This is a genomic window from Limnohabitans parvus II-B4 (genome assembly GCF_003063455.1).
Classification (GTDB): Bacteria; Pseudomonadota; Gammaproteobacteria; order Burkholderiales; family Burkholderiaceae_C; genus Limnohabitans_A; species Limnohabitans_A parvus.
The window spans coordinates 487,756-509,995 of record NZ_NESN01000001.1 but is presented as its reverse complement, the minus strand read 5'-3'; the positions used below and the strand labels follow the sequence as shown (position 1 = coordinate 509,995).

21 protein-coding genes are annotated in these 22,240 nt (G+C 59.5%); 10 read left to right on the top strand and 11 right to left on the bottom strand.

What is annotated here, in order from left to right; all coding sequences use genetic code 11:
* Positions 1-133: 133 nt before the first annotated feature.
* Together B9Z37_RS02255 and B9Z37_RS02250 are read left to right on the top strand one after the other, a co-directional pair.
* Positions 134-1,474, top strand: coding sequence for an efflux RND transporter periplasmic adaptor subunit (locus B9Z37_RS02255; RefSeq protein WP_108311410.1), 1,341 nt, complete (start codon positions 134-136; stop codon positions 1,472-1,474).
* On the top strand, positions 1,461-4,553 hold the full coding sequence (locus B9Z37_RS02250) for an efflux RND transporter permease subunit (RefSeq protein ID WP_108311409.1): 3,093 nt from the start codon (positions 1,461-1,463) through the stop codon (positions 4,551-4,553). Before B9Z37_RS02255 ends, B9Z37_RS02250 begins: the two co-directional genes overlap by 14 nt.
* Before the next feature lie 154 nt (positions 4,554-4,707).
* Here the strand turns inward: B9Z37_RS02250 and moeA are convergent, their stop codons facing one another.
* The 4 genes from moeA to B9Z37_RS14760 all read right to left on the bottom strand — a co-directional run bounded on the left by moeA (position 4,708) and on the right by B9Z37_RS14760 (position 8,401).
* Positions 4,708-5,994 carry a molybdopterin molybdotransferase MoeA gene (gene moeA / locus B9Z37_RS02245; RefSeq protein ID WP_108311859.1) on the bottom strand — a complete coding sequence of 429 codons (1,287 nt, stop codon included), beginning with the start codon at positions 5,992-5,994 and terminating at the stop codon, positions 4,708-4,710.
* A gap of 36 nt (positions 5,995-6,030) precedes the next feature.
* Positions 6,031-6,654: a molybdenum cofactor guanylyltransferase MobA gene (gene mobA, locus B9Z37_RS02240; protein WP_108311408.1), complete on the bottom strand. Its 624-nt coding sequence runs from the start codon at positions 6,652-6,654 to the stop codon at positions 6,031-6,033.
* A 5-nt stretch (positions 6,655-6,659) separates the two neighbouring features.
* Positions 6,660-7,802: a GTP 3',8-cyclase MoaA gene (gene moaA / locus B9Z37_RS02235; protein WP_108311407.1), complete on the bottom strand. Its 1,143-nt coding sequence runs from the start codon at positions 7,800-7,802 to the stop codon at positions 6,660-6,662.
* 290 nt (positions 7,803-8,092) lie between these two features.
* Positions 8,093-8,401: an aldehyde dehydrogenase family protein gene (locus tag B9Z37_RS14760; protein ID WP_407067216.1), complete on the bottom strand. Its 309-nt coding sequence runs from the start codon at positions 8,399-8,401 to the stop codon at positions 8,093-8,095.
* 214 nt (positions 8,402-8,615) lie between these two features.
* Here B9Z37_RS14760 and ppa point away from each other — a divergent pair, with 214 nt between their 5' ends.
* Positions 8,616-9,146 carry an inorganic diphosphatase gene (gene ppa, locus B9Z37_RS02225; RefSeq protein ID WP_108311406.1) on the top strand — a complete coding sequence of 177 codons (531 nt, stop codon included), beginning with the start codon at positions 8,616-8,618 and terminating at the stop codon, positions 9,144-9,146.
* 90 nt (positions 9,147-9,236) lie between these two features.
* On the opposite strand, the gene B9Z37_RS02220 is transcribed toward ppa, so the two are convergent.
* Positions 9,237-10,424 carry a GNAT family N-acetyltransferase gene (locus B9Z37_RS02220; protein WP_108311405.1) on the bottom strand — a complete coding sequence of 396 codons (1,188 nt, stop codon included), beginning with the start codon at positions 10,422-10,424 and terminating at the stop codon, positions 9,237-9,239.
* A 4-nt stretch (positions 10,425-10,428) separates the two neighbouring features.
* Between B9Z37_RS02220 and B9Z37_RS02215 the strand changes: the two genes are divergently transcribed.
* Together B9Z37_RS02215 and B9Z37_RS02210 are read left to right on the top strand one after the other, a co-directional pair.
* Entirely contained in the window at positions 10,429-12,102 is a 1,674-nt protein-coding gene (locus B9Z37_RS02215; RefSeq protein WP_108311404.1) for an NAD+ synthase, read from the top strand.
* 33 nt (positions 12,103-12,135) lie between these two features.
* Positions 12,136-12,474: a P-II family nitrogen regulator gene (locus B9Z37_RS02210; RefSeq protein ID WP_108311403.1), complete on the top strand. Its 339-nt coding sequence runs from the start codon at positions 12,136-12,138 to the stop codon at positions 12,472-12,474.
* A gap of 83 nt (positions 12,475-12,557) precedes the next feature.
* On the opposite strand, the gene B9Z37_RS02205 is transcribed toward B9Z37_RS02210, so the two are convergent.
* From B9Z37_RS02205 to B9Z37_RS02180, 6 genes are read right to left on the bottom strand one after another with little or no spacing between them, the layout of a single operon-like run.
* Positions 12,558-13,157, bottom strand: a complete 600-nt coding sequence (locus tag B9Z37_RS02205) for an LOG family protein (protein ID WP_108311858.1) — start codon at positions 13,155-13,157, stop codon at positions 12,558-12,560.
* A 14-nt stretch (positions 13,158-13,171) separates the two neighbouring features.
* Positions 13,172-13,576 carry a diacylglycerol kinase gene (locus tag B9Z37_RS02200; RefSeq protein WP_108311402.1) on the bottom strand — a complete coding sequence of 135 codons (405 nt, stop codon included), beginning with the start codon at positions 13,574-13,576 and terminating at the stop codon, positions 13,172-13,174.
* Between the two features lie 21 nt (positions 13,577-13,597).
* Complete coding sequence (locus B9Z37_RS02195; protein WP_276308852.1) at positions 13,598-14,131, bottom strand: RDD family protein; 534 nt, start codon at positions 14,129-14,131, stop codon at positions 13,598-13,600.
* Positions 14,131-14,835, bottom strand: coding sequence for a DUF3106 domain-containing protein (locus B9Z37_RS02190; protein WP_167394298.1), 705 nt, complete (start codon positions 14,833-14,835; stop codon positions 14,131-14,133). The genes B9Z37_RS02195 and B9Z37_RS02190 overlap by 1 nt, the downstream gene beginning before the upstream one ends.
* A gap of 1 nt (position 14,836) precedes the next feature.
* Positions 14,837-15,283, bottom strand: coding sequence for a DUF3619 family protein (locus tag B9Z37_RS02185; RefSeq protein WP_108311399.1), 447 nt, complete (start codon positions 15,281-15,283; stop codon positions 14,837-14,839).
* Positions 15,280-15,846 carry an RNA polymerase sigma factor gene (locus tag B9Z37_RS02180; protein ID WP_108311398.1) on the bottom strand — a complete coding sequence of 189 codons (567 nt, stop codon included), beginning with the start codon at positions 15,844-15,846 and terminating at the stop codon, positions 15,280-15,282. The genes B9Z37_RS02185 and B9Z37_RS02180 overlap by 4 nt, the downstream gene beginning before the upstream one ends.
* Before the next feature lie 318 nt (positions 15,847-16,164).
* On the opposite strand from B9Z37_RS02180, the gene B9Z37_RS02175 reads away from it, so the two are divergent.
* From B9Z37_RS02175 to B9Z37_RS02155, 5 genes are all read left to right on the top strand, one after another.
* Positions 16,165-17,928: an acetolactate synthase 3 catalytic subunit gene (locus tag B9Z37_RS02175; RefSeq protein WP_108311397.1), complete on the top strand. Its 1,764-nt coding sequence runs from the start codon at positions 16,165-16,167 to the stop codon at positions 17,926-17,928.
* A 2-nt stretch (positions 17,929-17,930) separates the two neighbouring features.
* Positions 17,931-18,422, top strand: coding sequence for an acetolactate synthase small subunit (gene ilvN / locus B9Z37_RS02170; RefSeq protein WP_019429372.1), 492 nt, complete (start codon positions 17,931-17,933; stop codon positions 18,420-18,422).
* Between the two features lie 39 nt (positions 18,423-18,461).
* Positions 18,462-19,478, top strand: coding sequence for a ketol-acid reductoisomerase (gene ilvC, locus B9Z37_RS02165; RefSeq protein WP_108311396.1), 1,017 nt, complete (start codon positions 18,462-18,464; stop codon positions 19,476-19,478).
* 117 nt (positions 19,479-19,595) lie between these two features.
* Positions 19,596-20,411: a CDP-diacylglycerol--serine O-phosphatidyltransferase gene (gene pssA / locus B9Z37_RS02160; RefSeq protein ID WP_108311395.1), complete on the top strand. Its 816-nt coding sequence runs from the start codon at positions 19,596-19,598 to the stop codon at positions 20,409-20,411.
* 197 nt (positions 20,412-20,608) lie between these two features.
* Positions 20,609-22,147, top strand: coding sequence for a 2-isopropylmalate synthase (locus tag B9Z37_RS02155; RefSeq protein ID WP_108311394.1), 1,539 nt, complete (start codon positions 20,609-20,611; stop codon positions 22,145-22,147).
* The last annotated feature ends 93 nt before the right edge of the window (positions 22,148-22,240 follow it).

Genomic DNA, 22,240 nt, shown 5'->3' with positions numbered 1-22,240 from the left:
GCTTGTCTTGCCGGTCAGTGCGCGCAACGCCTTCAAAATGCAGGGCGGATTGCGGTTTGTCCCATTGGGCAAATCAGGTGGCGCTGTTACATTTTGGCAGTCTTGGTGAATTCAACCTAAAAGAGATCTCTGAATGGCTTACAAGAAGAAATACGCCGTCATGGCGTTGGTGGGTGTTTGCGCCGCATCGGGTGTGGCATGGTGGGCTCAAAACAAATCGGCACCATCGGGCGATGCGGCCAAACCTGCCGTTTCTGCTGCACCCGGTTCAGGCGCTGCTGCAGGACCTGCCAAAGCCCCCGCCGTCGAGGTGGCCAAGGTGGAAACCATGACCTTGGTGGACGAAACCCAGGCCGTGGGCAGCTTGCGCTCTCGCCAAGGCGTGATGTTGCGCCCTGAGGTGGGTGGGCGCGTCAAGCACATCTTCTTCAACGACGGCCAACGCGTGCGCAAAGGCCAGGTGATGGTCCAGTTTGAAGACCAGCTTCAGGTGGCCCAGTTGTCCCAGGCCAAGGCCGAGCTGTCGATCGCCGAGGCGAACCACAAGCGCAACCAGGAATTGGTGACGCAAAACTTCATCAGCAAGCGTTCGCTCGACGAAAGCGGCGCGGCACTCGAGGTCTCTCGCGCCAAACTGGCGCTGGCAGATGCCACTTTGCAGCGCCTGAAGGTGCTGGCACCCTTTGATGGCATCACGGGCCTCAAGCAGGTCAACGTGGGTGACTATCTGAAAGACGGCGCGGACATGGTCAACGTCGAAGACATCGATGCCGTGTTGCTCGACTTCCGTTTGCCTGAGCGTTTTCAGGCCAAAATCCGCGCCGGGCAAAAAGCGCAGTTGACCGTCGATGCCTTGCCTGGACGTCCGTTCAGTGCCATCGTGCAGGCCGTGGACCCCTTGATCGAGGCCAATGGCCGCTCGGTGGGGGTGCGTGGTTGCATCGACAACCGCCAGCAACAACTGCGCCCGGGCATGTTTGCCCGTGTGAACGCGGTGTTCGGTTCGCGCGAAAACGCGATGGTGATTCCTGAAGAAGCCATCATCCCCCAGGGTGGGCGGACCTTTGTGGTCAAAGTGGTGGCGGGCGAGAAGCCCGATACCCTGGTTTCTGAGCGCGTGGCCGTCAAAGTCGGTTTGCGTCAACCGGGCAAGGTCGAGATCGTGGAAGGCCTGGCCGCGGGTGACACGGTGGTCACCGCAGGCCACCAGCGCTTGCAAAAAGACGGCACAGCGGTTCGTGTGGTGGATCTGTCTCAGCCCGGTGGCGGCAAGCCAGCCGGCGGTCCTGCGCAGGCGGGTGCGCCCGCTGGGGGCGCTTCGGCAGCTGCATCGACCAACGGTGCTGCGCCTCAAGGCACCAAGAGTTCTGCATCCGTAGCACCAGCCGCAACGGGCAAGCCCGGAGCGCCAACCAACAAAGTGGCTTTGACCGGCCCCAACCCTTGCCTGAGGGGTGCCGATGCAGCTCGCTGAAACCTCCATCCGGCGGCCAGTTCTGGCCGTCGTGATGTCTTTGCTGATCTTGCTCATTGGTGCGGTCAGCTTCAAAAGCCTGTCACTGCGTGAGTACCCCAAGATCGACGAACCCACGGTGACCGTGACGACCCGCTATGTGGGTGCTTCGGCCGAGGTGATCGAGTCGCAGGTCACCAAGCCGCTGGAAGATTCGATTGCGGGCATTGACGCGGTGGACGTCATCACCTCCATCAGCCGTGCCGAGCAGTCGCAGATCACGGTGCGCTTTCGCCTCGAAAAAGACGCCGACACGGCGGCTGCTGAAGTGCGTGACCGCACTTCGCGGGTGCGCAACCGTTTGCCGCAAGCCATCGAAGAGCCGGTCATCGCCAAAGTCGAGGCCGATGCCTTTCCGGTGATCTGGCTGGCTTTTTCGAGCGACACGTTGAATGCCTTGCAAATCAACGATCTGGTCAACCGCATCGTCAAGCCCAGGTTGCAAACGGTGACCGGTGTGGCCGATGTGCGCATTTACGGTGAGCGCAAATACGCCATGCTGGTGTCGCTGGACCATGCCCGGCTGTCGTCTTTCAAGCTCACGCCGCAAGATGTCGAAGACGCCATCCGGCGCAGCAACCTGGAGTTGCCCGCGGGCCGAATCGAGTCGACCAACCGCGAGTTCAGTGTGTCGTCCCAAACCGATCTGGTCCGTCCTGGGCAGTTTGGCGACATCGTGATTCGCAGCGTCAATGGTTTTCCGGTCAAGCTGCGTGATGTCGCCCAGATCAAGGAAGACGCCGCCAACGACCGGAGTGTGGTGCGCTTGAATGGTCAACCGGCCATTTCTGCGGGCGTGATCCGTCAGGCGACCGCCAACCCGCTGGAATTGTCCAAGGGCGTGCGCGAGATGATTCCGCGTTTGAAGGCCGACTTGCCTGGCGACATCTCGATCGATGTGGCCAACGACAACTCGGTGTTCATTGACCGCTCGGTCAAGAACGTGTTCCAGACCATCGTGGAGGCGGTGGTTTTGGTGGCTTTGGTGATTTTTGTCTTTTTGCGCACCATTCGTGCGTCGATCATCCCCATCATCACCATCCCGGTCAGCCTGATTGGCGCCTTTGCCATGATGGCTTTGGCCGGGTTCACCATCAACACCCTGACTTTGCTGGCGCTGGTGCTGGCCATTGGGCTGGTGGTGGACGATGCCATTGTGGTGCTGGAGAACATTTACCGGCACATCGAAGAGGGGCTGGACCCGTTTTCTGCAGCCATCAAAGGGGTGCGGGAAATCAGCTTTGCGGTCGTGGCCATGACCATGACGCTGGCGGCAGTTTTTGCACCTCTGGCCTTCACGCCCGGGCGCACGGGCAAGCTGTTTGGTGAGTTTGCGCTGGCGCTGGCCGGGGCCGTGGTGGTGTCGGGCTTTGTGGCCTTGACTTTGGCCCCCATGCTCAGTTCAAAGCTGCTGCGCCACAACCCCAATCCCAGTTGGTTTGACCGCAACATGGAGCGTTGGCTCACGGCGTTGTCGAACGGCTATGAAAACCTGTTGCGTCTGATTTTGACCCGCGCCCGCTGGGCCGTGGTGCTGGTCATGATCGGCTCGGGCGTGGGCATCGCGCTGATTTACCCGACCATGAAGCAGGAACTCGCGCCACTGGAAGACCGGGGCACGATTTTGGCCACCGTCAACGCGCCCGATGGCTCCACCCTGGCGTACACCGATCGCTATGCCCGTTCGCTGGAGAAGTTCGGTCAAGCCTATCCCGAGTTCGACCGCATTTTTGCTAACATGGGCAACCCCACCGTAGGCCAGGGCTCGGTGGTTTACCGTGCGGTGGACTGGGATGAACGCAAACGCACCACGCTTGAAATCGCGCGTGAACTGGGGGCCAAGTTCAACAGCCTGCCGGGTGTGAACGCCTTCCCGATCACACCACCTTCTTTGGGTCAAGGCTTCCGTGAGCGGCCTTTGAACTTTGTGATCCAGACGTCGGACAGTTACCAGAACCTGAACCTGCTGACCCGCCAGCTGATGGACGAGGTGGCCAAGAACCCGGGCATTTTGTCGCCCGATGTCGATTTGCGCTTGAACAAGCCCGAGTTGCGGGTGGAGGTGGACCGCGTCAAAGCCGCCGAGCTGGGCGTGAGCATCGACGTGGTGGCACGGACCATCGAGACCATGCTGGGCGGCAGGGTGGTGACGCGGTACAAGCGCGATGCCGAGCAATACGATGTGATCGTGCAAACCCTGTCGTCGGCCCGCAACACGCCGGACGACATCGACGTGATTCAGGTGCGCGGCCGCAACGACGCCATGATCCCGCTGTCAAGCTTGGTCAAGGTGCGCGAAAGCGTGTCACCGCGCGAGCTGAACCACTTCGGTCAACGCCGCTCGGTGTCCATCACGGCCAACCTGGCCCCCGACTATTCGCTGGGTGAAGCCCTGAAGTTCATGGACGAAACCGCTGCCAAGGTGTTGAAGCCGGGCTACACCACCGAGTTGAACGGCACTTCGCGCGAATTCAAAAATTCGCAAGGGGCCTTGGTGATCGTTTTTGTGCTGGCGCTGTTCTTCATCTTTTTGGTGTTGGCGGCCCAGTTCGAGAGCTTCATTGACCCGTTTGTGATCATGCTGTCGGTGCCGCTGTCCATGATCGGGGCGCTGCTGGCGCTCAAGTTCACAGGCGGCTCGCTCAACGTGTATTCACAAATCGGCCTGATCACGCTGGTGGGCTTGATCACCAAGCACGGCATTTTGATTGTGGAATTCACCAACCAGTTGCGTGAGCAGGGCATGGCCATGCAAGAGGCGCTGATCAAGGCGTCTGCCCAGCGTTTGCGCCCGATCTTGATGACGACCGGTGCCATGGTGCTGGGGGCGGTGCCCTTGGCGTTGGCCACTGGCGCAGGTGCCGAGAGCCGCACGCAAATCGGCTGGGTCATTGTGGGGGGTATGAGCCTGGGTACTTTGCTGGCCATCTTCGTGGTGCCCACCATGTACTCGCTGCTGGCGCGCAAGACGGTGCCGGGGCCCAACAAGGCCGTGGCGCATGACGCGCCTGCAGAGCACGGTCATTCGGTCGGGCATTGAATTTGGGTGGGGCGAGCATTCGCGAGCAGGGGCTCGCTCCCACCAGGTTTCAATAATTTCCAAAAGGTTTGAATGTTTCCCACACAAAGGCTGAACGCTTTTTGACCCTGTGGGAGGCCGCCCCTGCGGCCGAATGTAGGCAGCGCCGCAGTCTTCAGAGGTGCCCGTCAAACATCATCACATCCACCTCATCGCCCACCGCCACATTGCCTTGGGCATGGCCCAGCACGATCAGGCCGTTGGCTTGCACCATGGAGCTGAGCACGCCCGAGCCCTGGTTGCCGGTGATGCGCACTTGCAATTCGCCCGCCGCGTTGGTGCTGACGATGCCGCGCTGGTATTCGGTGCGGCCGGGCTTCTTGCGCAGCGCTTCGGTGCTTTTGGCTTTGAGCAGGGGCAAGGCAGGTGCTTGCCAGCCCATGAGCTGCTGCAAGGCGGGGCGCACAAAAGCGGCAAAGGTGACCATGACGGCCACCGGGTTGCCGGGCAAGCCAAACAGTACAGCCGAGCGCTCCCCCTGCGTGATGCGGCCCACCGCCATGGGGCGGCCGGGGCGCATGGCGATGCGCCAAAAGGCCACATCACCCAGTTTTTTCATCATGGCCTTGGTGTGGTCGGCCTCGCCCACGCTCACGCCGCCGCTGGTGATGATGGCGTCGGCCTGTGCAGCCGCATCTACAAAAGCTTGCTCCAGCGCGGCAGGCTCGTCGCGCACCACGCCCATGTCGATCAACTCGCAGCCCAGCGCCTGCACCATGCCGGCCACGGTGTAGCGGTTGCTGTCGTACACCGCGCCTTCGCGGGGCGCTTCGCCCAGGCTCAGGATTTCGTCACCGGTTGAAAAATAAGCCACTTTGGGCCTGCGCCACACGCTGACGCTGGGCAAACCCAGACTGGCCAGCAGCCCACAGGCGGCGGGGGCGAGGCGCGTGCCTGCTCGCAGGGCGGGTTGCCCGGCCATCAGGTCTTCGCCCAGCAGACGGCGGTTGTCGCCCGCCTGCAGCACGCCGGGCGGAATCTGCACTTGGTCGCCGTCCACCTTCACCAGCTCTTGCGGGGCCACGGTGTCCAAGCCTGCGGGCATGATGGCCCCGGTCATGATGCGAACGCATTCACCTTTTTGCACGGTGCCTTGCCAGGCGGCGCCCGCAAACGCGGTGCCCACCACGGTCAATCGGGTGGGACGGTCCGTCAGCAGTTCCGTGCCCCGAAAGGCGTAACCGTCCATGGCCGAGTTGTCGTGTGGCGGCACGCTGATGGGCGAGACCACGTCTTGCGCCAAGATGCGACCATGTGCTTGCATCAGGGGCACGCTCTCCTGTTCGCGCACGGGTTGCACCAGTTGGGCCAAAAAGTCGTTCACATGCCGGGCCGACAGGGCTTGCGGGTCGTAGCCTTGCAGGCGCTCGGCAATGTCGTTCAGGCTAAGGGGGGTGGTCATGGTCAGGTCGGCACGGTCGTTGCTGGACAACGTGCTTCAGAGGGATTCGAGCTGCTGCAGTTCGGCCAGCGTGTTCGCGTTGGCAAAGGCTTGGGCGTTGTCGCCGGGCAAATCAAAGGGCACGATGGCGCAGCGGTGCTGTCCCGTCCAAGCGTCGATCTTGCGGCCACCGCCTTGGGTGAACTTGACCAGACTTTCGAGCAAGTCTGTTTTGAGCAGACAAAAAACAGGCTGTGGGCGCACCGTGCCGTCGGCCTCGGGCGCGGCGGCCATGGCGATGTCGGCGTCTTGCGCGTTCATGGCCGTGTACAGTCGCTCGACCAGATCGAGCGGAAACAAGGGCGTGTCGCACGGCACGGTCAGCAAGAGCGGTGTTTCGCAGCGTTCCAAGCCCGTCTGAAAGCCCGCCAGCGGCCCCGCGAAACCGTCGATGCTGTCGGGCCAGACAGGCACGCCCAGCGATTCGTAAGCGGCGAGGTTGCGGTTGGCGTTGATCAGCACTTCTTGCAGTGGCGTGCTTTGCAGTTGCAGCCGCATCAGGGTTTGCAAGGCCAGCGGCAGGCCGTGGAAGTTTTGCAGGCCTTTGTCGGTGCCGCCCATGCGCGAGCCGCGCCCGCCCGCGAGGATCAGGCCGGTAATGCCTGGCGTGTTGTCGTTCATGGCGTTCAGCCTCCGATGTAGCTCATTTCCACCCGGCGGCCGGGGCCGCTGGCGGTGTCTGGCCCGCGCAGGCTGCGCAGCACCGAGTATTGGTCTGTGCGCCCGCGCCAGATGGCGTCCACCGTGGCGGCCAGCGCAGCGTCGCTTTGGGCCGTGTCGCGCAGCAGCTGCCGCAGGTCGTAGCCCTGGCTGGCAAACAGGCACAAATACAGGCGGCCTTCGGTCGACAGGCGGGCGCGGTTGCAGTCGCCGCAAAAGGCCTGCGTCACGCTGCTGATGACGCCGACTTCGCCCAATGCCGGGTCGTATTCGCCCTGGGCATTGGCGTAACCCCAGCGCTCGGCGGTTTCGCCGGGGGCAGACGGGTCCAGCTGCACCAGCGGCAGCTCGGTTTGCAGCAGCCGCACCACGTCGGCGCTGGGCAGCACCTCGTCCATGCACCAGCCGTTGGTCGCGCCTACGTCCATGTATTCGATGAAGCGCAGCACAATGCCTGTGCCCCGGAAATGCCGGGCCATGGGCAAGATTTCGTGCTCGTTGGTGCCGCGCTTGACCACCATGTTGACCTTGATGGGCCCCAAGCCCGCTGCCTGCGCAGCCGCAATGCCTTCCAGTACATCGGCCACCGGAAAGTCCACGTCGTTCATTTTTCGGAAAATGGCGTCGTCCAGTCCGTCCAGGCTCACCGTCACGCGTTGCAACCCGGCGTCTTTCAGGCTTTGCGCCTTGCGGGCCAGCAGGGAGCCGTTGGTGGTCAACGTCAAATCCAGCGGCTGGCCGTCGGGCGTGCGCAAGGCAGCCAGCTGTTCGATCAGGATCTCGATGTTCTTGCGCAGCAGGGGCTCGCCCCCGGTCAGGCGAATTTTGCGCACGCCCCGGCCCACAAACACGCTGGCAATGCGGGTGATTTCCTCAAAACTCAGCAGGTGGCTGTGGGGTAGGTAGGCGTAGTCCTTGTCAAAGACTTCCTTGGGCATGCAGTAGCTGCACCTGAAGTTGCAGCGGTCGGTCACGCTGATGCGCAAATCGGTCAAGGGGCGTCGCAGGCCATCCAAGGGTAGATCGCTCAGGTCTTGCTCCGCTGACACGGTAGGCAAAGGCAAGCTGGGGTGGCGCTGGTCAACCAGCGGAATGACGCGTTCAGACATAGGTGGTTGATTGTGCCCGACTGCCCACCCCCTGCGAGGGCAGGGGTCAAGCCAAGGGCCATGTCAGCCGCGCCCGGGTTTTGTCATGCCCGACTTGATCGGGGGCCAGGCCTCCGACTGCCATGGATACCCGCGTTCGCGGGTATGACAAAAGGGGTCGTGTATGGATACCCGCGTTCGCGGGTATGACAAAAGGGGCCGTGAGTCAGGCGCAAAAGGGGCCGTTTGTCAGGATCAAAAGGGGCCGTGTCATGCCCGACCTGATCGGGCATCCATGCCTTTTGCTTTTTTTAACCGTGGGCCATCGCCACGGTCTTGAGGGTCGTGGAGCCCAGCAGGGCCTCAAAGCCATTTTCGCGCCCGTAGCCGGATGACTTGACGCCGCCAAACGGCAACTCCACCCCGCCACCTGCGCCACGCGGATCGGGCTCAGGCACGCGTCTTCGGCGGGTTTGACCACGCAGGCGTTGCCAGCAGCCAAAGCCCCACGGTCCGTTGAAGGCGGCGCGTGCTGCTTGTGCGGCCTGGTCGATATCGGCCGCCTGACTGCGCGGGATCTGCTCAAACACCTGCCCATCAGACGGGTCGAACACATCGATGGTTTGCCCCGCCAGGGCTGGAGCGGATTGGTTGGCGATGAAGTTCAGTTGCTAGGGGGATTGTGATCCGCTGGCGGCATTTGGAAATCACGCCAGAAACAGCTTCAAAGGGGTCAGCTGGGGTCCAGCTGGACTGGGCGCAAGCCCTGTGAAAGTAAAATCGGGGTTAATCCCTAGGATTTCCGTTTTTTCTCAACTTTTCCAACGAGACACCATGTCACTGAACAAAGTCACCCCTGGCAGCAAAGTGCCTGAAGCCTTCAACGTGATCATCGAAATCCCGATGAACGCCGATCCGATCAAGTACGAAGTGGACAAAGAGTCCGGCGCTTTGTTTGTGGACCGCTTCATGGGCACCGCCATGCACTACCCGACCAACTACGGTTATGTGCCCCAAACCATCGCGGGTGACGGCGACCCGGTCGACGTTTTGGTGATGACGCCTTTCCCATTGCCACCCGGCGTGGTTGTGCCTTGCCGCGCCATTGGCATCTTGCTGATGGAAGACGAAGGCGGCATGGACGGCAAAGTGCTGGCCGTTCCCACTGAAAAAATCTTGCCTATTTACGCCAACATCAAGTCCTTGGACGATGTCCATGAGCTGCAACTCAAGCAAATCGCCCACTTCTTTGAGCACTACAAAGACCTCGAAAAAGGCAAGTGGGTCAAGGTCAAAGGCTGGGAAGGTGTGGAGTCTGCCGCCAAGGAACTGATGGACGGCATCGCCAACTACAACAAGGCTTGATCGCCTGATTCAAGGGCTTGCCTTGCAAGCCCTTGCCCTCCAAAACGCCTGCCCGGTTTGCGCCGCGCAGGCGTTTTCATGGGGCTTCCTTCACAGCGGCTTTTTCAGGGGCGAGTGCTGGTGCAGCGCTTCCAGATAGTTCTCCACCCCCGCTTTTTCCCGCTCCAAAAACCGTGCCACCGCCTCTGAAAACGCCGGGTGCGCCAGCCAGTGGGCGCTGTGGGTGGGGGTGGGCAGCAGGGCGCGGGCCATTTTGTGCTCACCTTGGGCGCCCCCTTCAAAACGCTGGACGCCATTGGCGATGCACCACTCGATTGGCTGGTAGTAGCAGGCCTCAAAGTGCAGGCAGTCCACCCGCGCCAGAGCTCCCCAGTAGCGCCCGTAGGCCACTTCGGGCTGGCCTTCGGCGTTCAGGTGCAGGCCGATCAGGCTGATGCCGATGGCTTGTGCCTCGTGTTCGGCCACAAACAGCAACCAGTTTGCCGCCATGTCGGTGCGCATGGCTTCGAAAAACGCCGGGGTCAAATAGGGCGCGTTGCCGTGTTCCCAATAGGTTTGCTGGTAGCAGCGCAGCAGCAGCGCCCAGTCGCCTTCCGTCATGTCGGGGCCACGCACGGCGCGAAACGTCACACCCGCCTCGTGCACTTTGCGACGCTCTTGACGGATTTTTTTGCGCTTTTCTTGGTTCAGGCTGCTCAAAAATTCATCGAAGTCGCGCCAACCCTGGTTTTGCCAGTGGAATTGCACCTGGCCGCGTTGCAGCAAACCGGCCTGTTCGCAGGCCTGCAGGTCTTGTGGGCTGGCAAACAAAATGTGCAGGGACGGGATGTCGTTGGTTTGGCAAAGTTCCAACAAGGTCGCCAGCAGGGCTTGGCGGGCAGCGTCGGACTCGGCCAGCAAGCGGCTGCCGGGCACGGGGGTGAAGGGGGGTGCGACCAGCGCTTTGGGGTAATAAGCCAGGCCGTGACGTTCGTAGGCATCGGCCCAGGCGTGGTCAAAGACGTATTCGCCGCGGGAATGGGCCTTGATGTAGAGCGGGCAGGCAGCGGCCAACACATCGCCTTGCGGGGTGCCGCGCCACAGGCTGATGACTTGCAGCGTCCAGCCGGTCTCGGGCGCGGCCGATTGACTGGTCTGCATGGCCGACAAATAGGCATGCTGCATGAAGGGGCTTGGTGCGTCTTGCTTCGCGAGCAGGCCGTCCCAGACGCGGGGCTCGATGCCGCCCAAGTCATCCTGCACCCGGGTGACATAATTCAAGCTCACATTTTCCAGCACCTGTATGACTCTCCAAATTCGTGTGGCCCAGCTCAACTTTGTCGTCGGTGACATGCCGGGCAATGCCCGCAAAATCATCGACGCCGCCAATCGTGCCTATGCCGATGGCGCACGCTTGCTGGTCACGCCCGAGTTGTCGATTTGCGGCTACGCCGCTGAAGACCTCTTGCTTCGCCCGGCCTTCATTGACGCCTGCGATGATGCCTTGAAAACGGTGGCCCGCGAACTGGCCGGGTTAAAAGGCTTGCATGTGGTGGTGGGTCACCCCGAAGGTGGTGGCTTGCGCACCCGCAGCGTGGCGGTGACGCGCCGCCACAACCGCGCATCGGTGCTGTGCGAGGGCCAGGTGGTCGCGCACTACGACAAGCGCGAGCTGCCCAACTACCAGGTGTTTGACGAGCGCCGTTACTTCACGCCCGGCCAAGGCGTGGGGGTGTTCGAGGTCGATGGCGTCAAAGTGGGCCTGCTGATTTGCGAAGACGCTTGGTTTGACGAGCCTGCCCGCCTGGCGCGTGACGCTGGGGCGCAAGTACTGGCGGTGCTGAACGCCTCGCCTTTCCATGCGGGCAAGGGCGCCGAGCGCGAACAGCGCATGCGTGAGCGGGTGGCCGATTGCGGTTTGCCTTTGATTTACGCGCATTTGGTGGGTGGCCAGGACGAGGTGATTTTTGAAGGGCGCTCGTTTGCGCTGAATGCCCAAGGCCAAGTGGTGGCTCGGGCCGAAGGCTTTCGCGAGTCCGACTTGGCGGTGCAAGCCGAGCGCAGCCCGCAGGGTGTGGACTTGACCGCCGGGGCCGATGCCCTGGTGCCTTTGGCCACGCCCGATGCCGAGTTGTGGGACGCGCTGGTGCTGGGCGTGCGCGACTATTTGGACAAAAACGGTTTCAAGGGTGCGATTTTGGGCCTGTCGGGCGGCATCGATTCGGCGCTGGTGCTGGCGATTGCGGTGGACGCGATCGGAGCCGACAAGATTCACGCGGTGATGATGCCTTCGCCCTACACGGCCGACATCAGCTGGATCGACTCGCGCGACATGGTCAAGCGCCTGAATGTGCGCTATGACGAAATCTCGATTGCACCCTTGTTTGACGGCTTCAAGCAGGCCTTGTCGTCGCAGTTTGAAGGGCTGAAAGAAGACACGACCGAAGAGAACATCCAGGCCCGCATTCGCGGCACGCTGCTCATGGCCTTGTCCAACAAGACCGGGGCCATTGTGCTGACCACCGGCAACAAGAGCGAAATGGCCACGGGTTACTGCACGCTGTATGGCGACATGGCGGGCGGTTTTGCGGTCATCAAGGACGTGGTCAAGACCCGCGTGTTTGACCTGGCCCGCTGGCGCAACCTGAATGACCCGTATGGCACGGGCAGCGAGCCCATCCCCGAGCGCATCATCACCCGGCCACCCAGTGCCGAGCTGCGCCCCGACCAGAAAGACCAGGACAGCCTGCCCGCTTACGAGGTGCTGGACGCGATCATCCAGCGCTACATGGAAAACGACGAGGGCGTGGAAGCGCTGATTGCCGATGGCTTTGAGCGGGCCGATGTGGAGAAGGTCACGCGCCTCATCAAGCTCAACGAATACAAACGGCGTCAATCTCCGGTGGGGATTCGCGTGACGCACCGCAGTTTTGGCAAGGATTGGCGTTATCCTATGACTAACAAGTTTCGCGCCTGAGTTCAGGCTCACCCATTTTCGAGGACTTTTCCCATGAAACAGATCACCGCCGTCATCAAGCCATTCAAACTGGAAGAAGTCCGTGAAGGCTTGGCCGAATGTGGCGTGACCGGTCTCACGGTGACCGAAGTCAAAGGCTTTGGCCGCCAAAAAGGCCACACTGAGCTGTACCGCGGTGCCGAATACGTGGTCGATTTTTTGCCTAAGGTGAAGGTGGAAGTGGTGGTCAAGGACGACGATGTGGACGCTTGTGTCGATGCCATCGTCAAGGCCGCACGCACCGGCAAAATTGGTGATGGCAAGATTTTCGTGACCTCGGTGGAGCGCGTGGTGCGCATCCGCACGGGCGAGCAGGACGAAACAGCTATCTGAATGGAGTGGTGCAGGGCCCCACAAGCGGGCCCGCACCAAATATGTGAGGCGAGGGCTTGTGGGGCACACCCCCCCACAGTCGATCAGAGCAGTTCGACTTTGGCGCCGGGAGAAAAGCCAGCCTTTTGCACCAATGCTTGTAACAACGCTTCGGGCTCGGTGCCCAGAGTCACCAGTTCGGTTTGCCAATCGGCCATGAAGCCGTCTTGTACCACCTGGCCAATGAAGCCCATCAGGCCGTCGTAATAGCCCAGGCTGTTCAAAATGCCCACGGGTTTGTCGTGGTAGCCCAGCTGGCGCCAGGTCCAGACTTCGAACAACTCTTCAAACGTGCCAATGCCGCCGGGCAGGGCCAAAAATGCATCGGCCTTGTCGGCCATCAGGCGCTTGCGCTCGTGCATGGTGTCCACCACATGCAGCTCGGTGCAACCGTGGTGTGCCCATTCCTTTTCGACCAAGGCGGTCGGGATGATGCCGACCACCGTGCCGCCAGCCGCCATCGTGGCTTCGGCCACCAAGCCCATCAGGCCGTTGCGCCCGCCACCATAGACCAATTGACCACCATGCGTGCCGATCCAGGTGCCCACTTGCACCGCAATTTGCGCAAATTCAGGCTTGTTGCCGGGTTTGGAGCCGCAGTAGACGCAGACCGAGAACGCGGGAGAAGTTTGAGGCGTGGTCATGGTCGTCATGTGGGTCAGGCGAATCGATGCCAAAGTGCGCCCAGCCACACCCCGGCGCACAGCAGCAAGCTGAGCAAGACCGCGGCGCTGCCCATGTCTTTGGCGCGTTTGGACAGGTCATGCCATTCGGGTCCGATGCGGTCGATGGCCGACTCCACACAGGTGTTGAGCAATTCCACGATCATGACCAGCAAAACCGATCCGGCCAGCAGGGCGGTTTCGACCCAGCTTTGACCCAGCCAGAAAGCCAGCGGCACCAAGGGCATGGCCAGGATGGCTTCTTGGCGAAAGGCGGTTTCGCCCCATCCAGCGCGAAGGCCCTGGATGGAATAGCCCCCCGCATGCAAGATGCGGTTCAGGCCTTTGCGTGCTTTTTGAGGGTTGACCTCTTGGGTTGGAGATGTCGTGTTTTGGGGCATATCGGTCGGGGTGGACGCAGCTTAGTCCACTGAAATGAGTCGGGTTCCAGCCCAGGCATCGTGCCAAAACTGTCGATCAGGGTGGAAGCGGCTGAGCAAAGCCCAAACAAGCACCCACCCCACGGTGAGCAGGCCGACTTCGATGGCAGGCAAGTGGAAAGGGGCCGTCGCTGCAACAGGCGGGATGAACCAGAGCCAGCTGGCGATGTAGCGTTTCAATGCCGTTTTGCGGCTCAATCGGTCGCCCGTGGCGTCCACGATTTCAATGCGCCAGGTTTTCATAGCCAAAGTCTGGCCACGGTGCCAAAACCAAATGAAATAAAGGCCCAGAACAAAAAAGCTGATGGCTTGCAGGCCCGATTTGAGTTGGGGTTGAGCGCTCATTTCCCCAGGGGCTAGGCCAGTCAGCCAGTAGGCCGCAATGAAATAGGCCAAGCCAGAGGTCACGATGACGCCAAACAGCAGCATGCCTTCGTACAGCCAGCAGGCCATGCGGCGAATCAAAGGCGGGGCACAAAGGTTTGGGGTGAGGGAGGAGGTCGCGCCGCGTTGCATCATGAAGGTGCGGTTTCTGTAGCTTGTCGAGTGGTGTCAGTGGCCGGGGCAGGCGTCATGGTCGCTGGTGCTGCCAAGGCAGGAGGCCGTGGCAGCAGGGTTTTTCGGTTGATTTCGGTGCCGGGTGCACGGTTTTCAGAACCAGCGGCTTTGGCTGGCGTTTGAACCACGCGATGGGCTTCCAGCGGTTTGGCTGTAGGGGCCGCACTCTTGATGGGTGTCGCTGAGCCCGCAGACAGCAGCCGTTTTTCTTCGGATGAAAGCGCTTGATAGGCTTCCCATTTGGCTTTTTTATCCTCTTTGGGCAGATTTTGCAGCTTGTTGAAGTTCAGTCGGGCCAATGTGCGTTGTTGTGGGCTCAAGGCGACCCAGTCAGTCATCCTGGCGTGCATGGTGATTTGCTCGGTAACGGACAGTTGAGCAAAATTTTGAGAAATGGCGATCCATTTGCTTTGTTGTTGCGCGGTCAGTGCACCCCATTGCGCACCCAGCGGTGCCAGAGCCTGTTTTTGCTGAGGCGTCAGTTGTTGCCAAGCCTGAGATACCGGTGCCGCTTGCGCGGAGATGCTGGCGCTGGTTTGGGCGGGCTTAGGCACCTCTGGTGTCTTGGTTTGAGCGCCCGCGCTCATCAAGCAGGCCGACAGCAACAAGCCCCAGCCCATTTTCAGGGCCGTTTGCGGTTTCTGCTGAAGGTGAGTTGTCATTTCAGTCATGCGAGGCGCTGGTGCTGAGCCCTTGCTTTAAAAACTGTGCAAAACCGGCATCGGTATAGGCATCTGGAGGCAATTCATCCGTGAGCAGGGCAGCGTCGATGGCCGCGATTTCAGAGGTGACGTTGTCTTGTTGCACCCATTGAATGGCCATCAAGCCGAACACCAAGGCCAGCAAAGGCAGGCCAGAGGCCAGAACGCTCCAAAGGGTCAGACCTTCGTCAACAGGCGCCGTCAAACTGCCGTCGTTGTTCATTTGTGCATTTTTGGCCAGCCGTGATTGAACGAGCGGCTTGCGCTGGGCCAGCGCCATTTGGCGCGCCACGCGCAGGCGCTCGGTGATGTCATGCGGCAGGCCTGGGGTCGCCAAGGTGAGTTGACCCGAGAAGTGCGCTCCCCAGCGGTCAACATCTTGTTCGGTTGGTGTTATTTGGGTTTTCATGGTCTGATTCCTTGTGTTCCCAAGGTTTTGCTCAAGGCTTGAATGGCCCGAGAACAATGGGTTTTGACGCTGCCTTCTGAGCAGCCCATCACTGCAGCGGTTTCTGCCACATCCAGCTCCTCCCAGTAACGCATCAGAAAGGCTTCCCGTTGACGTGCCGGCAATGCCATGACGGCTGTTTCGATGTGTTCAAGGGTTTGTACGCGACCAATCCACTGCTCGGCGCTCTCCGATGTGGCTTCGTTTGACGTGTTTGCGGTGACTTCCAGCAGGTCAAAATCGCCATCTCCGTCGCCGGAGTTGAAGTCACTTAAGTTGGCAAACAGCGCATTTCGGGTTTTTTGCCGACGAAACCAGTCCAGCATGGTGTTGGACAGGATGCGCTGGAACAGCAGAGGTAGTTCGGCGACAGGCTTGTCTGCGTAGTTGGTGCACAGCTTGATCATGCTGTCTTGCAGGATGTCCAAGGCTGCATCTTCGTTCCTCACATGGTAATAGGCGCGTTTGAACGCCTTTTTTTCCACGTTTTTCAGAAATTCTGAGAGTTCGGAGTCGGATGCCAACTTTTTTCAGCGCTCGCGAAGGCGATGCTTTTGCCTGTATTTGGAAAGAGAGAGGGGCGAATCTGCCAGTCGCGCAGTGAACAGCCCGGCCGGGAGGATTATGGCACCGACATGACCACGGCTGCATGGGTTTGGAAAGGGGGCTTTCACAAATGCGATAATGCGCGATTGCAATTGAAAAAAAGCAAACGGATCACCGTCCGGCACTTTTACAGTTTGGTGCCCATGTCTGTGGTCTTAAGTCCCAAAGCCACTCCACAAGAGTCGAGCCCAGGGGCACCCAAGGTTTTTCGTTAGAGAAATTCACAAAGGTTGAATATGGAAATGAACAAAGCCGAATCGGCATCTGGTCCTGCGGGCGCTCAAGAGTTGCGCGGCGCAGAAATCCTCGTCAAAGCGCTTCAAGCTGAAAACGTGCAGTACATCTGGGGATACCCCGGCGGTGCCGTTCTTCACATTTACGACGCTTTCTATAAGCAAAACACCATTCAGCACGTCTTGGTGCGCCACGAGCAAGCTGCTGTGCATGCGGCAGATGGTTTTGCCCGCGCTACAGGCGAAGTCGGCGTGGCGCTCGTCACTTCGGGCCCAGGTCTGACCAACGCCGTGACCGGTATCGCAACGGCCTACATGGACAGCATCCCCATGGTCATCATCAGCGGGCAGGTGCCTACTGCGGCCATCGGGCTGGATGCTTTCCAGGAATGTGATGCTGTGGGCATCACCCGCCCGATCGTGAAGCACAACTTCCTGGTCAAAGACGCCAAAGACATGGCCGAGGTCATGAAGAAAGCATTCCACATTGCGCGCAGTGGCCGCCCTGGCCCTGTGGTGGTGGACATTCCGAAAGACGTTTCTTTCAACAAAGTCTTGTATTCGGGCTATCCCGAGTCGGTTGAAATGCGCTCTTACAACCCCGTGCGCAAAGGCCACGGCGGGCAGATTCGCAAGGCTTTGCAGTTGTTGATGGCGGCCAAGCGCCCCTACATTTACACAGGCGGCGGCGTGTTGCTGAGCAATGCCAGCGCCGAGTTGCGACAACTGGTGGACATGCTCAACTACCCTGTGACCAACACGCTCATGGGTTTGGGCGCATTTCCGGCCACGGATCGCCGCTTTGTGGGCATGCTGGGCATGCACGGCACGCTGGAAGCCAACAACGCCATGCAAAACTGCGATGTGCTGCTGGCTGTCGGCGCCCGTTTTGACGACCGCGTGATCGGCAACCCCAAACACTTTGCATCGGTGGACCGCAAAATCATCCACATCGACATCGACCCTTCGAGCATTTCCAAGCGCGTCAAGGTGGATGTGCCAATCGTGGGCGACGTGAAAGACGTGCTGACCGAACTCATGGGCATGATCCGCGAGTCCGGCCTCAAGCCGGACGCCCAAGCACTGGGCCAGTGGTGGGAAACCATCGAAGGCTGGCGCAGCCGCGATTGCATGAAGTACGACAACAGCAACAGCTTGGTCATCAAGCCCCAAAAAGTCATTGAGACCTTGTGGGACATGACCAAAGACGCCGATGCGTACATCACCTCCGATGTGGGCCAGCACCAGATGTGGGCAGCCCAGTATTACAAGTTCAATGAGCCTCGCCGCTGGATCAACTCTGGCGGTCTGGGCACCATGGGCGTGGGCATACCGTATGCCATGGGCATCAAGCTGGCCAAGCCCGACAGTGAAGTGTTTTGTGTGACGGGTGAAGGCTCGGTGCAGATGTGCATTCAAGAGCTGTCCACCTGCCTGCAATACAACACCCCGATCAAGATCGTGGCGCTGAACAACCGTTATTTGGGCATGGTACGCCAGTGGCAAGAGATCGAATACTCGGGTCGCTACAGCCACAGCTACATGGATGCGTTGCCCAATTTTGTGAAGCTGGCCGAAGCCTATGGCCACGTCGGCATCCTGGTTGAAAAACCCGAGGACGTGGAGCCTGCGTTGCGTGAAGCACGCAGACTTAAGGACCGCACGGTGTTTCTGGACATCCGCACCGACCCCACGGAGAACGTGTTCCCCATGGTCAAGGCGGGCAAAGGCATCACCGAGATGCTGCTGGGCTCGGAGGATCTGTAATCATGAAACACATCATTGCTGTATTGATCGAAAACGAAGCGGGCGCTTTGTCCCGTGTGGTGGGCTTGTTCTCGGCCCGTGGCTACAACATCGAGTCTTTGACTGTGGCCCCGACCGAAGACCCCAGCCTGTCTCGCATGACCATCCAGACCGCCGGGTCTGACGATGTGATCGAGCAGATCACCAAGCACCTGAACCGCCTGATCGAGGTGGTCAAGGTGGTGGACCTGACCGAAGGCGCTTACACCGAACGCGAGCTGATGCTGGTGAAGGTGCGTGCCGTGGGCAAGGAACGCGAAGAAATGAAACGCATGGCCGACATCTTTCGCGGCCGTGTGATTGATGTCACCGACAAGAGCTACACCATTGAGCTCACCGGTGACCAGTCCAAGAACGACGCCTTTTTGGAGGCGATCGACCGCAGCGCCATCTTGGAGACCGTGCGCACGGGTGCGTGCGGTATCGGGCGCGGCGAGCGCATCCTGCGCGTCTAAACTTAACTCTTGAACCTGTTTATTCCTAAGGAGAACCCTGTGAAAGTTTTTTACGACAAAGATTGTGATCTGAGCGTCATCAAGGGCAAGACCGTTGCCATCATTGGTTACGGCTCGCAAGGCCACGCACACGCCCAGAACCTGAACGACAGCGGCGTCAAAGTGGTGGTCGGTCTGCGCAAAGGCGGCGCATCGTGGGACAAAGTCGGCAAAGCCGGTTTGACCGTGATGGAAGTCAACGATGCCGTCAAGGCCGCTGACGTGGTCATGATCTTGTTGCCCGACGAGCAAATCGCCGATGTGTACAACAACAACGTCGCCCCCAACATCAAAGCAGGCGCTTCGCTGGCGTTTGCCCACGGTTTCAACGTGCACTACAACCAGGTCGTTCCACGCGAAGACCTGGACGTGTGGATGGTCGCCCCCAAGGCTCCTGGCCACACCGTGCGCAACACCTACACCCAAGGCGGCGGCGTGCCCCATTTGGTTGCGATCCACCAGGACAAGAGCGGCAAGGCCCGCGCTTTGGCTCTGAGCTACGCCATGGCCAACGGTGGCGGCAAAGCCGGCATCATCGAAACCAACTTCAAAGAAGAGACCGAAACCGACTTGTTCGGCGAGCAGGCTGTTCTGTGCGGTGGTGCGGTCGAGCTGATCAAGATGGGTTACGAGACCTTGGTGGAAGCCGGTTACGCCCCTGAAATGGCTTACTTCGAGTGCTTGCACGAGTTGAAGCTGATCGTTGACCTGATCTACGAAGGTGGCATCGGCAACATGAACTACTCGATCTCGAACAACGCCGAATACGGCGAGTACGTGACAGGTCCTGAAGTCATCAACGCCCAAAGCCGTGAAGCCATGCGCAATGCCTTGAAGCGCATTCAGACCGGTGAATACGCCAAGATGTTCATCTTGGAAGGCAAGACCAACTACCCAAGCATGACCGCACGTCGTCGCTTGACTTCCGAGCACTCCATTGAAGTTGTGGGCGCTCAATTGCGCGCCATGATGCCTTGGATTGCGAAAAACAAGCTGGTTGACAAGACCCGCAACTGATCTTGCCTTTGGGCGAGTGTGAAAAGGCCACTGCGGTGGCCTTTTTCTTGGGCGCTCGGTCTGGCTTAAACTCAGCTGACACGGGATGGATCCGAAAAACCGCTACAGGAATGGACGATGAACAAAGTCAACGACACCGCAGAAGACGCAGAAGTCTCTGCACCGGTGCGCAAACCCTCCAAGGGCATCTACATGCTGCCCAACATGATCACGTTGGCGGCGCTGTTCGCTGGCTTTTATGCCGTGGTCATGGCCATCAATGGCCGTTTTGACCTGGCCACGGTGGGCATTTTCAGTGCCATGGTGCTGGACAGCCTGGACGGCCGCGTGGCCCGCATGACGAACACGCAGAGCGCTTTTGGCGAACAGATGGATTCGCTCTCCGACATGGTCTCCTTTGGTGCTGCACCTGCGCTGATCGCTTACGTCTGGACCCTGAAAGAATTGGGCCGTTGGGGCTGGATTGCCGCTTTTGTGTATTGCGCTTGCGCAGCCTTGCGCTTGGCCCGCTTCAATGTGAACACGGCCGTGGTCGATAAACGTTATTTTCAGGGCCTGCCATCGCCTGCCGCTGCGGCTTTGGTGATGGGCTTTGTCTGGATCATGTTTGAAAACGCCGTGCCTGCCAAAACAGTGGCTTGGGGCATGTTTGCCGTGTGCCTGTTTGCTGGTTTGACCATGGTGACCAATGTGCCTTTTTACAGCTTCAAGGACATGCACATGAAAAAGAGCGTGCCCTTTGCCACGCTGGTGCTGGTGGCCTTGGGCATTGCGGTGGTCAACATCGATCCGCCTACGGTTTTGTTTGTCATATTTGTGGGCTACGGTTTGAGCGGTTATGTGATCTATGTCTGGCGCAAGGCCAAAGGTCAGCCGACCAGCATGATCAGCACATCCACCGACGAGCCCGAAGAGCGGGGCTTGCACCAGTGATGTCATGCGCACGACAAAGCCTGTTTTGAACTGTGCTACAGTGTTTCTATGAATTTTTCCTTGTTTGCACTACTGCTACTGCCCAACGGGCGGGATGTGTAGCGCACGCAAACATTTTCCCAAAAGGCCCGTATGCCATCCGCAACGGGCCTTTTGCATTTTTGCTTGGACTTGCGGGTTTCTGACCAGGAGTAGACATGACTGACAAACTGATTATTTTCGACACCACCTTGCGTGACGGCGAGCAATCGCCCGGTGCCTCCATGACCCGCGATGAGAAGTTGCGCATTGCACGTCAACTGGAGCGTCTGCGCGTGGACGTGATCGAAGCCGGTTTTGCCGCCAGCTCCAACGGCGACTTTGAGGCCGTCAAAACCATTGCGGATGCCATCAAGGACTCCACCATTTGTTCTTTGTCACGCGCCAATGACCGAGACATTTCTCGCGCTGCCGAAGCTCTCAAGGGCGCCAACAGCGGGCGTATTCACACCTTCATTGCCACTTCGCCACTGCACATGGAAAAGAAGCTGCGCATGACACCCGATCAGGTGTTTGAGCAAGCCAAGCAGTCGGTGCGCTTTGCCCGCAACCTGGTAGGCGATGTGGAATTCAGCCCGGAAGACGGTTATCGCAGTGACATGGACTTTTTGTGCCGTATTCTCGAGGCGGTCATCGCAGAAGGGGCCACAACTATCAACGTTCCCGACACAGTGGGTTATGCGGTGCCTGAGCTGTATGGTCAGTTCATCAAGACCTTGCGCGAGCGGATTCCCAATTCAGACAAAGCCATCTGGTCAGTGCATTGCCACAACGACTTGGGCATGGCGGTGGCCAACTCCTTGGCTGGCGTCAAGATCGGCGGTGCCCGTCAGGTGGAGTGCACCATCAACGGACTGGGTGAACGTGCTGGCAATTGTTCGCTGGAAGAGGTGGTCATGGCAGTGAAAACACGCCGTGACTATTTTGGTCTGGATGTGGGCATCGACACGAGCCACATCGTGGCGGCCAGCCGCATGGTCAGCCAGACCACCGGCTTTGTGGTTCAGCCCAACAAGGCTGTTGTCGGCGCCAATGCTTTTGCACACGCCTCGGGCATTCACCAAGATGGTGTGCTCAAGGCCCGTGATACTTACGAGATCATGCGTGCAGAAGATGTGGGCTGGACCACCAACAAGATCGTTCTTGGCAAACTCAGCGGCCGCAATGCCTTCAAACAGCGCCTGCAGGACTTGGGCGTGACACTGGACAGCGAAACCGAAATCAACAACGCTTTTGCCAAGTTCAAAGAGTTGGCTGACCGCAAGAGTGAAATCTTTGATGAAGACATTCTGGCCTTGGTGGGCGACGAGAGTGTCACCGTTGAAAAAGAGCAATACGGTTTTGTATCCATGGCTCAACACAGCGAAACAGGCGAGCGGCCTCATGCTGCGGTGGTCTTCACAGTCGAAGGCAAAGAGGTGCGGGCGGAGTCTGACGGAAATGGTCCTGTCGACGCTTCCTTGAAAGCCATTGAGTCGCATGTCAAAAGTGGTGCGGAAATGGTGCTCTATTCAGTCAATGCCATCAGTGGCTCGACCGAAAGTCAGGGTGAAGTGACCGTGCGCTTGCAAAACAGTGGCCGTGTGGTCAATGGGGTCGGATCGGACCCGGATATCGTGGTGGCGTCAGCCAAGGCGTATCTGAGTGCGCTCAATAAATTGCAGAGCAAAGCCGATCGGGTGGCCGCTCAAGGTTAAAAAGCATCCTTTGGATATACTTTTTGGCTTCAATAAAGTCACGCAAGTTGTTGTTCTTGCGTGACTTTTTTTATTTGAGTACACTCGGGCACA